15 protein-coding genes, 1 tRNA gene and 1 pseudogene are annotated in these 16,258 nt (G+C 28.8%); 11 read left to right on the top strand and 6 right to left on the bottom strand.

All coding sequences use genetic code 11. From position 1 onward, the window contains the following. The first annotated feature begins 49 nt into the window (after window positions 1-49). The 3 genes from ACQ3F0_RS20820 to ACQ3F0_RS20810 all read left to right on the top strand — a co-directional run bounded on the left by ACQ3F0_RS20820 (window position 50) and on the right by ACQ3F0_RS20810 (window position 3,313). Window positions 50-1,159 carry an ABC transporter ATP-binding protein gene (locus ACQ3F0_RS20820; protein WP_428867649.1) on the top strand — a complete coding sequence of 370 codons (1,110 nt, stop codon included), beginning with the start codon at window positions 50-52 and terminating at the stop codon, window positions 1,157-1,159. Between the two features lie 10 nt (window positions 1,160-1,169). Then, window positions 1,170-2,111, top strand: a complete 942-nt coding sequence (locus ACQ3F0_RS20815) for a PucR family transcriptional regulator (protein ID WP_428867648.1) — start codon at window positions 1,170-1,172, stop codon at window positions 2,109-2,111. A 185-nt stretch (window positions 2,112-2,296) separates the two neighbouring features. Continuing rightward, window positions 2,297-3,313 (top strand): LacI family DNA-binding transcriptional regulator, encoded by a 1,017-nt coding sequence (locus ACQ3F0_RS20810; RefSeq protein ID WP_428867647.1) that lies wholly within the window; start codon window positions 2,297-2,299, stop codon window positions 3,311-3,313. Window positions 3,314-3,323: 10 nt separating this feature from the next. On the opposite strand, the gene ACQ3F0_RS20805 is transcribed toward ACQ3F0_RS20810, so the two are convergent. The 5 genes from ACQ3F0_RS20805 to ACQ3F0_RS20785 form a co-directional block, all read right to left on the bottom strand. Next, window positions 3,324-3,773, bottom strand: coding sequence for a hypothetical protein (locus ACQ3F0_RS20805; protein ID WP_428867646.1), 450 nt, complete (start codon window positions 3,771-3,773; stop codon window positions 3,324-3,326). A gap of 72 nt (window positions 3,774-3,845) precedes the next feature. Beyond that, window positions 3,846-4,502: an HAD family hydrolase gene (locus ACQ3F0_RS20800; RefSeq protein ID WP_428867645.1), complete on the bottom strand. Its 657-nt coding sequence runs from the start codon at window positions 4,500-4,502 to the stop codon at window positions 3,846-3,848. 92 nt (window positions 4,503-4,594) lie between these two features. After that, window positions 4,595-5,119, bottom strand: coding sequence for a phosphatase PAP2 family protein (locus ACQ3F0_RS20795; RefSeq protein ID WP_428867644.1), 525 nt, complete (start codon window positions 5,117-5,119; stop codon window positions 4,595-4,597). Window positions 5,120-5,286: 167 nt separating this feature from the next. Beyond that, window positions 5,287-5,362 (bottom strand) — tRNA-Pro (locus tag ACQ3F0_RS20790). Window positions 5,363-5,411: 49 nt separating this feature from the next. Next, the gene (locus ACQ3F0_RS20785; protein ID WP_428867643.1) at window positions 5,412-5,723 is read right to left on the bottom strand and encodes a hypothetical protein; all 312 of its coding nucleotides are present in this window, start codon (window positions 5,721-5,723) and stop codon (window positions 5,412-5,414) included. 637 nt (window positions 5,724-6,360) lie between these two features. On the opposite strand from ACQ3F0_RS20785, the gene ACQ3F0_RS20780 reads away from it, so the two are divergent. The 3 genes from ACQ3F0_RS20780 (at window position 6,361) to ACQ3F0_RS20770 (ending at window position 8,852) form a co-directional block, all read left to right on the top strand. Beyond that, window positions 6,361-7,128, top strand: coding sequence for a metal ABC transporter ATP-binding protein (locus tag ACQ3F0_RS20780; protein ID WP_428867642.1), 768 nt, complete (start codon window positions 6,361-6,363; stop codon window positions 7,126-7,128). After that, window positions 7,125-7,997 (top strand): metal ABC transporter permease, encoded by an 873-nt coding sequence (locus ACQ3F0_RS20775; protein WP_428867641.1) that lies wholly within the window; start codon window positions 7,125-7,127, stop codon window positions 7,995-7,997. The genes ACQ3F0_RS20780 and ACQ3F0_RS20775 overlap by 4 nt, the downstream gene beginning before the upstream one ends. A gap of 189 nt (window positions 7,998-8,186) precedes the next feature. Beyond that, window positions 8,187-8,852, top strand: coding sequence for a rhomboid family intramembrane serine protease (locus ACQ3F0_RS20770; protein ID WP_428867640.1), 666 nt, complete (start codon window positions 8,187-8,189; stop codon window positions 8,850-8,852). A 251-nt stretch (window positions 8,853-9,103) separates the two neighbouring features. Here the strand turns inward: ACQ3F0_RS20770 and murC are convergent, their stop codons facing one another. Beyond that, a complete protein-coding gene (gene murC / locus ACQ3F0_RS20765; RefSeq protein WP_428867639.1) occupies window positions 9,104-10,489 on the bottom strand; it encodes a UDP-N-acetylmuramate--L-alanine ligase in 1,386 nt (461 codons plus the stop codon). A gap of 328 nt (window positions 10,490-10,817) precedes the next feature. Here murC and purR point away from each other — a divergent pair, with 328 nt between their 5' ends. The 5 genes and pseudogenes from purR (at window position 10,818) to ACQ3F0_RS20740 (ending at window position 16,119) form a co-directional block, all read left to right on the top strand. Beyond that, window positions 10,818-11,636, top strand: a complete 819-nt coding sequence (gene purR, locus ACQ3F0_RS20760; protein ID WP_428867638.1) for a pur operon repressor — start codon at window positions 10,818-10,820, stop codon at window positions 11,634-11,636. Window positions 11,637-11,745: 109 nt separating this feature from the next. Continuing rightward, window positions 11,746-12,015: pseudogene (gene spoVG / locus ACQ3F0_RS20755) on the top strand (septation regulator SpoVG); the annotation flags it as partial. Between the two features lie 1,226 nt (window positions 12,016-13,241). Beyond that, complete coding sequence (spoVG, locus tag ACQ3F0_RS20750; RefSeq protein WP_428867637.1) at window positions 13,242-13,544, top strand: septation regulator SpoVG; 303 nt, start codon at window positions 13,242-13,244, stop codon at window positions 13,542-13,544. Window positions 13,545-13,767: 223 nt separating this feature from the next. Then, a complete protein-coding gene (gene glmU, locus ACQ3F0_RS20745; protein ID WP_428867636.1) occupies window positions 13,768-15,138 on the top strand; it encodes a bifunctional UDP-N-acetylglucosamine diphosphorylase/glucosamine-1-phosphate N-acetyltransferase GlmU in 1,371 nt (456 codons plus the stop codon). Window positions 15,139-15,162: 24 nt separating this feature from the next. Beyond that, a complete protein-coding gene (locus ACQ3F0_RS20740) occupies window positions 15,163-16,119 on the top strand; it encodes a ribose-phosphate diphosphokinase (RefSeq protein ID WP_428867635.1) in 957 nt (318 codons plus the stop codon). Window positions 16,120-16,258: the final 139 nt, after the last annotated feature.

Genomic DNA, 16,258 nt, shown 5'->3' with positions numbered 1-16,258 from the left:
AATTATGTTAATGAAATAAACAAATTTTAAACATGTAGGAGGAATATAAATGGCTAGTTTAGAACTTAAACATATTTACAAAGTATATTCAGGAAATGTTACTGCAGTAAAGGATTTCAACCTTGACATAAAAGATAAAGAATTTATAGTATTTGTTGGTCCATCAGGATGTGGTAAATCAACAACTTTAAGAATGATTGCAGGGTTAGAAGAAATTACTGAAGGTGAATTATTCATTGGTGATAAAGTGGTGAATGATGTAGCTCCAAAAGATAGGGATATAGCGATGGTGTTCCAAAACTATGCATTATATCCACATATGACAGTTTATGATAACATGGCTTTTGGACTAAAATTGAGAAAGACTCCAAAAGATGAAATAGATAGAAAAGTAAAAGAAGCAGCTAGAATACTAGATATTGAAGTATTATTAGATAGAAAACCTAAAGCTTTATCAGGTGGACAGAGACAAAGAGTTGCAATGGGTAGAGCTATAGTTAGAGCTCCAAAAGTATTCCTTATGGATGAACCTTTATCTAACTTGGATGCTAAACTAAGAGTTCAAATGAGAACTGAAATTGCAAAGTTACACAATAAGTTAGAAACTACTTTTATATATGTTACACATGATCAAACTGAAGCTATGACATTAGGAACAAGAATTGTAGTTATGAAGGATGGAGTTATACAACAAGTAGATAATCCACAACAACTTTATGATCATCCATCAAATATATTTGTAGCTGGATTTATTGGAAGTCCTCAAATGAACTTTACTGATGTTACTATAAATGAAAAAGACGGTAAAGCTATGGCAGCTTTCGGTAATGTTGAAATTGAGCTTCCAGATGAAGATGCAAAAATTCTGAAAGCAAAAAAAGCATTTGGAAAAGAAGTTGTTATGGGTATTAGACCAGAGAATATGGATGACGATTCAGAATTCATTCAAAAACATCCTAACACAGCAGTTGATGCAAAAGTAGAAGTAACAGAATTAATGGGTGCAGAAACATTCATCTATGCTACTATAGAAGATAGAGCATTTACTATTAGAGTCAATGGTTCATCAACTGCTAAAGCTGGGGATGTAATCAAAGTAGCATTTAATGAAAAGAAAATACACATTTTTGATAAAGAAACAGAGTTGACTATAGTATAGGAGGACACGTATGGGTGATTTTGGTGATTTTTTAAGAGATTTAAGTAGTAGTTCAGGGATACCATTCAATTTGGTCGATAATAATGGGAAGATTTTATATGACTGCGGTCTTAAATTTAAAAATTCTGAAATCATGGAGTTCTCAGTAGGTATACAAGATTTTAAAGCTGTAGCAACTATTAGTAAAAAACATGAAACATGTATAAATTTACTTAAATATGTTATTACAGAAGAGTATAAGCAAATAAATTTAGAGCATGAAAATGTTTTAAAGGATATTTTAGAGGGTAATGAAGTTGCTTTGGATAAAATCAAAAGTAACTTTCCTCTTTTGGATAAAGGATATGTTTTATTTTATATTTCAGTAGAAGGTAGTAGATATGAAGCGGTAGATATTATTAATCAATTATATAATAATGATGTATTTGTTAGTGTATATGGAGATAATATAATTATTATAGGCGAATTTGAAGATATAGATGAGCATGCTAAAAGTATAAGGGATTCTATAGTATCAGATTTATACTGTGATTGTTTTGTTAGTTATGGTAATTTAATATATGATGTTATGGGAATCAAAAAGGCTTATAATGCTGCTAGAGAAAGTAAAATATTAGTTGAAAAATTTAGAATGAAGGAAGATATTCTAAACTATGAAGATATTTTATTTGAAAAAATCGTTTATAATATTAATTCGGATTTAAAAAATAGTATACACAGTATATTCAAGAATAATTTCGATAAATTTGATAGTGAGATTATTCAAACTATTGAGAAGTTTGTAAATTGTGATCTTAATATCAGTATTACAGCAAAAAAATTGTATATTCATCGAAATACTTTGATTTATAGGCTTGATAAAATTAAAAAGGAAACAGGCTTTGATATACGAAATTTTAAAGAAGCTACAGTTTTTATTATTGCTTTTCTAATATGGAAAGAAATGAAGTAAGAGGTGAACATAGTTTGCCTCTTTTGTTTTGTGAAAAAGAATAAGTATTGTATAATGACAATATAAACAAATTAAAATTAAAACGTTCACACATTGAAAGAGGTCCTTTACTGAAAACTGATTACGGTCAACTGTAACTGTAAAAGGCTTTAACGTATCTCATTTTAAGTAAAAGGGGTATAATTATGAAAATTACAATAAAAGAAGTAGCAAAAGAATCTGGTGTTTCTCCATCAACAGTGTCAAGAGTAATTTCTGATAGTACAAGAATAAGTGAGGAAACAAAGCAAAGAGTTAGAGATGCTATGAAGAGATTAGGTTATCATCCCAATGCAATAGCAAGGAGTTTAGTCAACAAATCAACTAAAACGATTGGGGTAGTAATGCCGCAATCGACTCAAATTGCAATACTTAATCCTTTTTATCCTCAAGCATTAAGTGGAATTTCTGCAGCGGCGCATAAAGAAGATTACTGTATAATTTTATCTACGGGAACTACTGAGGCTGAACAGCTAATATCCATTAAAGAAATTGTTATGAGCGGAAGAGTTGACGGAGTAATTGTAATGTATTCTTCTGTTGAAAATAAAATTTTAAACCTATTAAGAGAATATAATCTTCCGATATTATTAATCGGTAAACCTTTGAATGATGATGGAATTTTATTTGTTGATAATGATAATGTATCTGCTGCATATAAAGTTACTAATGAATTAATTGATAGGGATCACAAGAAAATAGGATACATATCAGGTAAATTTGAATTTGTAGTATCTTTAGATAGGCTTGATGGTTATAGAAATGCCCTTACAGAACATGGCATTAAATTTGATAGAGATTATATTGTTACTGTGGATTTTCTAAAAGATGAAGGATATGCGGCAATGAAACAATTATTAAAATTAAAAGAAAGACCAACGGCTATTGTAGTTACAGATGATTCTATTGCTTTTGGTGTAATAGAAGCATTAAAAGAAGAAAAAATTAGAATACCAGAACAAATGGAGATAATTAGTTTTAATAATGTACCTATAAGTAGATTTTCAAATCCAAAGCTAACTTCAGTAGATATTAATGCATATCAATTAGGGTATAAATCTGGGGAGTTATTAATAAATAATATTAATAATTTTGAATTAAGTGAAAAATCATTTATTGTACCTACAGAAATAATTTATAGAGAAAGTTCTATAAAAAAATAGACACAGTGCATTAAAATCGTCTGTGTCTTATTTCTTTGCCGTGAGTTATTTCATCGATTATTATTATATCTTTATCTTCAACCCAGCCTTTACTGTTAATTCTATTCCTTGAAGGCAAATTAACTTCATACCATAATTTATTGCTTGAAAAGGCGCTGTCTTGGATTTGTAATGGTGTATTTTTTAGTACTCCAGATAAAATATTACTATTAACTATTGGCGCAGAGTACAGCTTACAATTGGTTGAAGTAGTTCCATTACTAAAGTTTGGTTTTTCATATTGTACTATAAGTTGTTCACTATCATTTGAGGTAGTGGCAATCATGAACTTGCTTTTCAAATCGTTATTTTCTCTTTTTAATAAAAGCAGTTGTCTTTTTTGAAAAGAAACTTTTTTTTCAAGCTTATAAAAATTGAAAAATACGATTGATACAATAATCAATATAAGAAGTATTTTCATGGAATCTCTCCTATAGAAAACATAATTTTATTATATTTATACTAAGGAGAAAGAAAAATTATGCTGAATAAATTATATAATATGCTCATGTAACCCATTGAATTCTGAAATGTAATGGTCAGATAGAGTTCTTATGTGATCTTTTTCAAATTCTGAGTATTCATCAGCAACACCAATAACGGTCATACCTGCTGATTTTGCACCTTTTATTGCAGGTAAGATATCTTCGAAAACCAAACAATTTTGAGGTTTAACACCTAATTTTTTTGCACTTAATAGATAGATATCAGGAAATCCTTTACCCTTAGTTACTTCACAAGATGTTGTTATAGCATCAAAGTGATGGAAGATTTCATTAGATTTTAGTGCTACTTGGAGTAATAATTCGCTATTACTTGTAGCTAAGGCAATTTTTATACCTTTAGATTTTAATAATTCAATGAATCTCTTTGCTCCACTCTTCAATTTCACATTCTTTTCATATTCTTCTAAGGCCATTTTATCCCATTCGCTACAAATTTCTTCTATTGTTTCTGGCAATTTAAAAGTATCTTTAAAGTACTGAGCAGTTTCAAGTAAAGTGAAATTTTGAATCAGTGTTTTTATGTTTTTAGGGCATTCAATACCTCTTTTTTTTAGAAAATCTACATCTATTTTACTCCATACCCACATTGAATCAACTAAAGTTCCATCCATATCAAAAATAACTGCTTCTATGTTTTTGAACATTATAATACCACCCCTTTTATTAGTTTACAGTAACAAAAAATAAGTTTATACTCTTAGAGAATAAACTTAGTGATGTATACATACACATATTTTTAAATGAAATTATTGACAATTAATGGAGTTATGGTTCCAATAATCGTTCCTACAGCTACATCTGAGGGGTAGTGAACCCCTAAATAAATCCTTGATACGCCTACAAAAGAAGCTACTATTATACAAAGTATAGTAAGATTTGCAAATGTTAGTGCAATAGACACTGCCATAGTAAAAGCTGCTGTTGTATGACCAGAAGGGAACGAATACTCATCAATTCCTATTTTTTTAGTGTATAAATCTTGTATTTTTAGAAATGGTCTTATTCTATTCACTGCATTTTTAATAAATCTAACAAGTAAGCCGCTAAAAAGTAGTGAAACGAATCCTCTATAGCCTACTGTATTAATCTCTTCATTTGGATAAAACAATGTGAATAGAGTAAATGCTAAACAAGCTGCACCAGAACCTAAATAAGTAAAAGGAATCATAATTATATCTAACAATTTACATTTAATTGAATTATTTATAATCTTAAGTATTGAAATGTCTTTTGCTTTTAATGTATTAATAAACGAATTCATAGATTAACATCCCTCCACATACATTTTATCATATTATATGCAATACTTATACTAAAAGATATTTGATATTAAAAAAATTTAATCAGAGCAAATAAAAAAAAGAACTTTAGTTTTATAAAGTTCTTTATGATTCAATGATTTTTATGTTTATATATTAATTAAAGAAATGGTCGGGGTGGCAGGTCTCGAACCCGCGGCCTCATGGTCCCAAACCATGCGCGCTACCATCTGCGCTACACCCCGACAACATTTAATATTATAAATCGTGTAGGGGGATTTGTCAATAAAAAAATTAATTTTTTTTCTTATCACCAATACCTCGTGTAGGAACCAAAGATATTATAAGGCCGATAAATATAGATACTAAAGCTGGAGCTATAACGTTTAGATAAACTATAAATCTTGTTTTATATAATACTAATGCACTTACTGTAGTTATAAGTACAGTACCGATAAAGATAAAGATAACAAACTTTGCGAATGAACTAAAATATTTTTCATATATTCTATGGCGTGTAGGGCCACTAATAATTGCTCTGAAAGAAAAATAGGAAACTAAAATTAGAATTAAGTCTGCTACAGCTGAAATAATAAAATTCTTCATATTAAACCTCCAATGTATAGACAAACCATACGCAAACTTATCTATACATGTACAAAATCTCAGGTATTAATGAGTTTTGGACATGTATAGATTTATAGTTGAAGTGGTATGTCTCTATAATCTATGCAAGCTTAGTTTAACCATTTTTAAAAATCTTAGACATTTTTCTAACAGAAATATAATTTAACTAATGTTTAATTTTTTTTATCATATAATTTAAAATAAGGATGTTTCAAATTTTTTTATAATCAGCTTTTTTTAAACATTGTGGGTATTAGCTAAAAAGTTCATTATCGAAATAAAATGCGAAACAAATCAGTGACAAGTGATAAGTTACAAGTGACAAGTTATTGATGATTTTCTTGCAGAAAATCTTTAACTAAGCCTTTGTTAGCTTCGCTAACAGGAAATTTGATCTTTTGCTATGCAAAAGGAATTTTTTTATCTTTTACTTAGTTAAAAGCTTTCGCTTGCGAAAGGTATCCACAACTTGTCACTTATCACTTGTAACTTGTCACTATAAATTTCGAACTTCTTCGCAATTTATAATAAAGTAGTATAATTATATTGAATATTACAGTTAAATGATGGGTAAAAATTAAATGTATGTAATTATTAATTGAAGTAAGGTGATTTTTTGGCAAAAGTTATTGAACTAAAAAAAGTAAATGTATTTTATAAAGATATTTGTGCTCTGGAAAATATCAATCTTTCTATTGAAGAAAAGGAGTTTTTAGCAATTTTAGGACCTAATGGAGGGGGAAAAAGTACATTATTAAAGTTGTTACTTGGAATAGTCAAAAAGGATAGTGGGTTAATAGAAATTTTTGGAGAAGACCCAAAGAATATAAAAAATAAAATTGGCTATGTACCCCAATACACTAAGTTTAATAAGAAGTTTCCCATAAATGTACGAGATGTAATATTAATGGGGGGATTGAAACCTAAGATAAAACCTTTTTATAAAAATAATAATAGTGATTTGCAAAAGGTAGATAATGTTATGAAAGAGTTAAATATATACCATTTAAGAAAAAGACAAATAGGTCAGTTGTCTGGGGGACAACTTCAAAAGGTGTTAATAGCAAGAGCGTTATTTATGAATCCACAAATACTACTACTGGATGAACCTACAGCTAGCTTAGATGGAGGAACAAAAACTCAGATATATTCACTACTAAAGAAACTCAATGAAAAGATGACAGTTATAATAGTTACTCATGACTATGGGGTAGTAAATTCTTATGTCAAAAATATAGCATGTCTTAATAAAACACTATATTATCATGGAGAAAAAGGAATGAATGAAAAATTAGTAGAAGCAATATACGGATGTCCTGTTGATTTAATTGCACATGGAGTGCCACATAGAGTTTTAGGGAAACATAGGGAGGGAATGTATTGATTGAAACAATAATTAATTACAGTTTTTTTAGGAATGCTGTATTTGGAATAGTATTAGCTAGTATTATTTGTGGCATAATAGGAACAGTAATTGTTGAAAAAAAGTTGGTAATGATGAGTGGTGGCATTTCACATACAGCTTTTGGAGGAGTAGGAATGGGTTATTTTCTTGGAATAGAGCCCATTATAGGGGCTTTGATTTTTGCAGTTATAGCTTCATTTGCAATAGCAAAAATAAATAGAAAATTTGGAACAAATGCGGATTCCTTAATAGGTATGTTTTGGGCATTGGGAATGTCTCTTGGAATTTTGTTTATTTCTTTTACACCAGGTTATCCTCCAGATATGACATCTTATTTATTTGGAGATATATTAACTATTTCAAAATTTGATCTAGTAATGATGATGATTTTAGTAATAGTGATAATTACATTTACAGTGGCTTTATTCAACTATTTTAAGGCATACTTATTTGACGACGAGTTTTCATATGTGATAGGAGTTAATGTGAATTTTATAGAGTACTTAATGTATTTTTTAATCGCATGTACAATTGTTGTTCTAATACGTGTAGTTGGCATAATGCTTGTTATAGCAATGTTGACTGTACCTCCAGCTATTGCAAAACAATTTACGTATAATCTGAAAAATATGATGATAACATCATCTGTTTTTGGTATAATATTTGGATTAATTGGACTTTATATTTCCTATAAATACAATATTGCTTCAGGAGCCTCAATAATTATCGTTTCTGTTATCTCATATTTATTAATTTCTATTATTAAGAAGATTGTTGGTAAGTTTTTGAGTAACAGAGAGATAGAAAAAGAATTTAATGGTTCAAAAAATTCTAATGCAGAATATTAGATTCAGTGTTATTTATAAAAAAAGTATATTAATATTTTCTTAAATTTACAGAAACTATTAAAATAATCTAAAAAGTTTGATATTATATTTATAGATATATTTATACTACTTTGTAGTTATTTATATCTATAATTCATAATGTACAATAATTGTGCATTTAATACAGATAATACCAAAGGAGAGAAACATATGAATTGGTTAAACAAATTAGAGAGAAAATATGGACGATATGCAATAAAAAATTTAATGATGTATATAGTTGGGTTAAATGCTTTTACATTTTTACTAATGTTTATGGTTCCAGGTGGGAGTTCAGTTGTATCAAAATTAGCTTTACATCCTGCGTATGTTTTGAGGGGTGAAGTATGGAGACTTGTAACTTTTATCTTTATACCCTTCACAAGCAATCTGATATTTATTATTTTTGCATTATATTTTTATTATTTAATAGGAACTACTTTAGAACATCAGTGGGGTAGTTTTAAATTTAACATGTATTATTTAATAGGTATGCTAGGTACGATTGTTGCTTCTTTTGTATCAAATGGTTGGGCAACAAATGAGTATTTGAACTTATCGCTATTTTTAGCTTTTGCATATTTGTTTCCTAATTTTACAGTACGCTTATATTTTATCCTTCCACTTAAAATAAAATATTTAGCATATTTAACTTGGGGATTGTTTGCAATTGATCTTGTATCCAAACCATGGTCAGGCAAATTTGCAATAATTGCCGCAATTATAAATTTCTTTATTTTCTTTGGTAAAGATATGTATAAGGATATAAAGATTAAGAGGCAGGTTTACAGTAATAGAAAAAGATTTAAATCTCAAATGAGAAAATGGCATAAATAGAAACGCATATATAGCTACAAAGGTGCATCACTTTGCTAAGAAATTCTAATTCATTTTCTTAAATACATGCTAAAAACTCAAACTCGCTAAGGCTCAAACATGAGTTTTCTTAACGCCTGTATTACGGAAATGAATAAGAATTTCTAAAGCTTGTTCTGATACCTTTTACGCTATATATGCGTTTCATGCTAACAAAAGGATGGAAAGTACAAGTGCGTACTTTCCTTTTATCGTATTTAGAATAGCACCCGTTAATGGGGTGCTTTTTCTAAGTACATTTCTCCTATTTTATAAACATCTCCCGCACCTACAGTTAAGAGTAGATCTCCGTCTTGTAAGTATGAGTTCAATTGTTCAACTATTTCTTTAAAGCTATGGATGTTATCACAAATCACGCCATTCTCTTTGATTTTCTCTGTTAGCATAGCTGAAGAGACAGTTCCATCATCTATTTCTCTTGCTGCATATATATCTGCTAAAATTAATTTGTCAGCACCGCTGAAGCACTTAGAAAACTCATTATATAAACTTTTTGTTCTAGAGTAAGTATGTGGTTGAAAAACACAAATGATTCTTTTGTGTGGAAAATTTTTGGCAGCTTCTAAAGTGGCCATTATTTCTGTTGGATGATGTGCATAATCATCTACTACAGTAACTCCATTTGATTCACCTTTTAACTCAAAACGTCTATGCGTTCCAAAAAAGCTTTCAATTCCGTCTACAATGGATTTGTTATCGATACCCAAACATAAAGCAGTTGAGATGCTTGCTAATGAATTAAGAATATTGTGATTTCCGGGCACATTTAAAGCGACATGGAATATTTGTTTTCCTTGTTGGGTTACATCAAATGAAGGACAACCATTTGATCTAAAAACAATATTTTCAGCTCTTATATCTCCGTTTTTTATACCAAAGCTTTTAGTCTTGTTTTTTGACTCTTTAGATATATTTAAAGCTCTTGGGTCATCTGCGTTGACTACTAGATAGCCATCATGTGGTATTAAATTAGTAAATTTCAAAAAAGTTTTTTCAATATGGTTTATATCTTTATAATAATCAAGGTGATCTTCTTCAATGTTAAGTATTAAGCCAATATATGGATAGAATTTCAAAAAAGATGCTTTGTATTCGCACGCTTCAGTAATAAAATATTCACTTTCACCAACTTTTACATTTCCATTTATTATATCTAGGTTTCCACCTACTAAAATTGTTGGATCTAATTGGGCTTTTAAAATTATATGAGAAAGCATTGAAGTAGTTGTAGTTTTACCATGGGTTCCAGCTATTGCTACGTTGTATTTATGACCTTTCATTATATGACCTAAAAATTCTGCCCTGTCCATTAATTGAATATTAAGTTCTCTTGCTTTTATAAGCTCTGGGTTATTTTCAGGTATTGCTGCAGTATAGACAACTAGATCAGAACCTAGAATATTTTTAGAATTATGTCCTATAAATATTTTTGCTCCCATCTTTGATAATTTATCTGTTAAATTTGAACTGCTTCTATCTGAACCAGAAACGATATACCCCTTTTGCAGCAAAATTTCAGCAAGGCCACTCATGCTAATTCCACCGATACCTATAAAATGGATTTTTTTATGTTTATCTTTGATAAAATCAAAAGACATCTAATCACTCCCTACAATATACGTTCTATTTAATAATTATATACAAAAATAGAGAAAAACAATACATTTATTACTAAAATAAATGAATTAAAATAAAAATTCATGATAAAAATAAAAAAAACTAAAGAAATTTCATTATTTTTATTGATAATAGATTGATAATAGACGAATAATAGAATAAAATATGAATAATAAGAAGTATTTTTGCTGTTATAGTTCGTAAAAAAACAATAGTAAATAATTAAAAAAAGGCTATGTTTTAAACTAGTTTTGATATTGAATAAAAAAAGATTTTAAGATAGTTAATAAAAAAGATAGGGGAATTTAGATGCCAAAGTTTAGTAGAAACCAAAGAATAGCTGTTATAACTAAATATTTAACAGAGAATCCAAATAGAGTTATTAATTTAAATCAGTTTATGTCCATGTTTAATGCTGCTAAGTCAACTGTTAGTGAAGATATTGTCGTTGTTAGAGAAGTTATGAAGAAAATGAATTTAGGAAAAATTGAAACAATTTCTGGTGCTTCTGGTGGTATTAAGTATACGTGTACAATTTCAGAGGATGATTCACTACAGTTTGCAAATAATGTGTGTGAAATACTTATTGATAAAAGTAGGATTGTTCCAGGAGAATTTATATATATTAGTGATATATTATTTGATCCTAAAATTGTTCATAAAGCAGGGGTAATACTTGCATCATCATTTTCAGAAAGTAAAATAGATTATGTTGTCACTGTAGAGACTAAAGGAATTCCTTTAGCATACGAAGTAGCTAAAATGCTGGGTGTTAACTTAATTATTGTTAGAAGAGATAATAAAGTTACTGAGGGTCCAACCGTTAGTATAAATTATGTTAGTGGTTCTAGTAATAGAATTCAAACTATGTCGTTATCTAAGAAATCAATTAAAAAGGACTCAAAATGTATTTTTATTGATGATTTCATGAAAGCTGGAGGCACTGCCATTGGAATAATTGATTTATTGAAAGAATTTGAGAGTGAATTGGTTGGGATAGGCGTACTAATAGATAATGTTAATATTAATAAAAAACTCAAAGAGAAGTATGTATCTATTATTGAGTTTAAAGGTTTTGAAGAAGATGGTAATCCAATTGTTTCACCGGCTATAGATAAAACACAATAAATTATATCCAACTAAAGGAAATAATAAAAAAATATCGAATATAATATAAGAGTGAGATAGATAAACTACTTCGTAGGTTATTGAGATTTTATAAATGGAGGTGAAATCTATGGAAATTGTTGATGTAAAAATCAGAATAATGGAAGGTATGGATAAAATGAAGGCTATTGCTTCTGTTAATTTTGAGGATGAATTTGTAGTTCATGATATAAAAGTCATAGAAGGGAAAAATGGTATTTTTGTTGTGATGCCAAGTAAAAAAATTGGTAAAGACAAATTTATAGATATAGCTCATCCGTTAAACTCATCCGTAAGAATGAAACTCCAAAAATTAGTTATAGAATCATATTTTGCTGCTTTGAAAGAAGAATTTATAGAATGTGAAAAATCAAATGATGAAGAAATAGATAAAAGAGAAGAAATAGATAAAAAAGTAGATACTTCCATAAAAGAAGGATTCATAGATAGTGAAATAGTAGAAGATATAGAAATTGAAGATAAAAAACTAGATAATAGAGAATCAGATACTTCTCTAAGAAAAGAAATTATAGAATATGAAATAGTAAATGACGAAGAATTAGATAAAAGGCTAGATATGGAATTTGATCCAAACAAAAGTATTTTGAATCGACAAATTTTAAAACCGTTAACAATTGAGTTCGAAGGAAATAAAATTGATATGGAAGTTTCTTCAGAAGAAATTGAAGTGTTACATGAAGAATATTTACAGACCAATGAAATAATAGAAGATTCAAAAGCACCAGAATTTACTTTGGTTATAGAAAATGATAGTTTTGAAGAAGAGAATGCTCTAGAAGTAGGGGATACTGTAGAAGAATATATAAAAGAAAAAAATATTGAAGAAGAGAATAATGAAGAAGAAAAAATAATAGCATCAAATATAACCATAGAAAAAGAAACAATAAAAGAATCAAAAGATTTTAAGGAACAAATTTTAGAGATTTTAGTAAGTGGAGATAGAATTTTACCTGGAGAAGAGTTATATATAAATGATTTTATATTAGATAGTGAATATAATGAAAAGATAGCGGAAGATTTAAAAGATAAGTTTCAAGAATATAATATTGATTGTTTAGTTGCTATGGATGATGTTAGTTGCTTATTAGCATATGAAGTATCAAAAAAAATGAATGCAGAATTGCTAGTAATTAAAAGAGGTGCTAATCATAATCTTGGAGCGTCTATAGCAGTAAACTACTTTGATGATAAAAATCAAATATTAAAAACATTAACTTTACCAAGAAGGAGTAAATTAGAAAATTGTTCTTGTTTGATGATTAATAGTGAAATAAAAGATGTAGCTATAATTAATGGTGTTAGGGATCTTTTATCCCAATTTAATTGTAGATTGGAAGGAATAGGTTCTTTGCTAGATTATACAATCAAACATAAAGAATTGTCAGTTTATTCTTATTCATTATTCAGGTATGCTGGTGTTGATGATAACGATATTCCAATTATTTACTAGTCATTATTGTTTGAATATAATAAAAATATTAAATTTTCAAAAATTTATTGAAATTTAGAAGGAAAAACGTAAAACATGTAGAATAGTATACTTAAAGCATCTTGGAGGTGGAGTTTATGCAAATTACTGATGTTAGAATTAGAAAAATTTCTGCTGAAGGAAAAATGAAGGCCATAGTATCGGTGACTTTTGATAATGAGTTTGTGGTTCACGACATTAAAGTTATTGAAGGACAAAATGGGCTCTTTATTGCAATGCCTAGTAGAAAAACTCCTGCAGGAGAATTTAAAGATATAGCTCATCCTATTAACACCGATACTAGACAAAAGATTCAGGAAGCTATTCTAAATGAATATGAGTTAGCAAAAAACAATGCTGATTTCAGGGATGAAGAAATAGCTATGGAGATTGAAGAGTAATAGGTGGAAAATAAAAAGGAGAATATGCTCCTTTTTATTTTTTTGGAAAATTTTAAATTTTCAAAATAATTTTAATAAGTCGTAATACCTTGAAAAATGGTATTAGATAAAATATAATAAAATAGGTGTAAAGAGACATTTGTGTTTTATTTATTAGCATAAATTATCAATTTGTGCTATATTTTTAAAATATATATGTTGCATTTAAAAAGAGGTGTTTAAATTGTATAAATGTGCATTGATTTTGGCGGCTGGTAAAGGTACTCGTATGAAATCAAAGTTACCAAAAGTAGTTCATAAGGTTTGTGGGAAAGAAATGGTTAACCACGTTATTGACAATTTGAGAAAAGCTGGAACAAAAGATGTAGATGTAATTATTGGTGATAGTGCAGAAGTAGTAAAGTCTGCTACTAAAGAAAAGAATGTTTCTTATTCATTACAAGAGGAACAATTAGGCACAGGACATGCTGTTCTATGTGCTAAAGAGTTTCTTCAAGGTAAAGAAGGAGTAGTAGCAATATTTACTGGAGATGCGCCACTAATATCTGAGAATACTGTTAGTGATTTAATAGAATACCATATAAACGGTAAATATGATGCTACAATATTGACATCTATACTCGATAATCCTTTTGGATATGGCAGGATCATAAGAAATTGTGATGGCATAGTAGAAAGAATTGTAGAGCATAAAGATTGCAATAAAGATGAACTAAAAGTGCAAGAGGTAAATTCAGGCATGTATTGTTTTAACATTTCAACTCTTTTAGATAAATTATATAAAATTAAGAATAATAATTCTCAAGGGGAATATTATTTAACTGATATTATTGAAATAATCAAGGCTGAAAATGGAAGTGTGGGTGCTATTGATGTTGCATTTAATGAAATCATTGGTGTTAATTCAAGAGTACAATTAGCAGAAGCAGAAGCAATAATGAGAAATAGAATAAATACTACTCATATGAATAATGGAGTAACCTTAATAGATCCAAAAAATACTTATATTGATTCTGATGTAATTATTGAAAATGATGTTATAATATATCCTGGAAATGTTATTGGAGGAGAAACAATTATTCGAGAGTCAACAATTTTATATCCAAATTCAAGGCTAGAAAATGCTGATATAGGTGAAAGTGTAACTATTCAAAGCTCAGTAATCTTAAATAGTAAGGTAGGTAACAATACTACAGTAGGACCTTTTGCATATATAAGACCAGATAGTGATATTGGCAAGAATGTTAAAATAGGCGATTTTGTAGAAATTAAAAAATCATCTATAGGAGATGGAACTAAAGTTTCTCATCTAACTTATATAGGAGATGCTGAAGTAGGTTCTGAGTGTAATTTTGGTTGTGGTACTGTTGTTGTTAACTACGATGGTAAAAAGAAACATAAAACTATTATTAAAGATAAAGCATTTATTGGATGTAATACGAATTTAGTTTCACCTGTAGAAGTGGAAGAAAATGCTTACATTGCAGCAGGCTCAACTATAACAGAAAGAGTTCCAGAGTCATCATTAGCAATAGCTAGAGCTAAACAGGTAGTTAAAGAAGGTTGGGTAGAGAAGAAGGGTTTATTAAAATAAGCAAAAATATTAGGGGGTACAGTAATGGTAATTAACGGCAAGTCGTTAAAAGTCTTCACGGGAAATTCAAACGAAATATTAGCAAAGGATATTGCGGATGTTTTAGAAGTTAAAGTAGGAGATTCAGAAGTAGGTAAATTTAGTGATGGTGAAATATCAGTAAATACTAAAGAAACTGTAAGAGGTCATGATGTATTTGTGATTCAATCAACAAATTCTCCAGTAAACGATAATCTTATGGAATTATTGATAATGATTGATTCGTTTAAAAGAGCTTCAGCAGGTAGAATTACTGCGGTAATACCTTACTATGGATATGCTAGACAAGACAGAAAAGCAAAAGCTAGAGATCCAATTACAGCAAAATTAGTAGCAGATTTAATTACAACAGCTGGTGCGGACAGAGTTTTAACATTAGATTTACATGCAGCTCAAATACAAGGATATTTTGATGTTCCAGTTGATAACTTGATGGGTGCACCAATATTAGCGAATTATTTTACTGAAAAAGGATTTGCTGATAGAGATGATGTAATTGTTGTTTCTCCTGATTTAGGAAGCGTTGCTAGATGTAGAAAGTTTGCAGACAGACTAAATTGTGAAATTGCAATTATTGATAAAAGAAGACCAAAAGCTAACGTATGTGAAGTTATGAATATTATTGGTGATGTTAAGGATAAAACAGTAATATTGCTAGATGATATGATAGATACTGCAGGAACTATTACTAATGGTGCAAATGCCTTAATGGAATTTGGTGCTAAAGAAGTATTTGCTTGCTGTTCTCATGGTGTTTTATCAGGTCCTGCTATTCAAAGAATAGAAGATTCAGCAATTAAAAAACTAGTAATGTTAAATACAATAGATATACCTGAAGAAAAAATGATAGATAAATTTGAAATATTATCAGTAGCTCCTCTTTTTGCAGAAGCTATCAAAAGAATATATGAAGATGTTTCAGTAAGTGGTTTATTTATATAATCTAAAATGCACATAAGAAGTGATTCTTATGTGCATTCTTTTATTATATAATAAAAGAAATGTTACAATTATATAAATTTATTTTAAATTTACTTAAAAATATTTAAAATTATGATATCTTATAGTAGAAGTCTATAAT

This window comes from Clostridium sediminicola (assembly GCF_050402865.1).
In the GTDB taxonomy this organism is placed as follows: Bacteria; Bacillota; Clostridia; order Clostridiales; family Clostridiaceae; genus Clostridium_AF; species Clostridium_AF sediminicola.
This window is presented reverse-complemented; position numbering and strand designations above follow the sequence as displayed.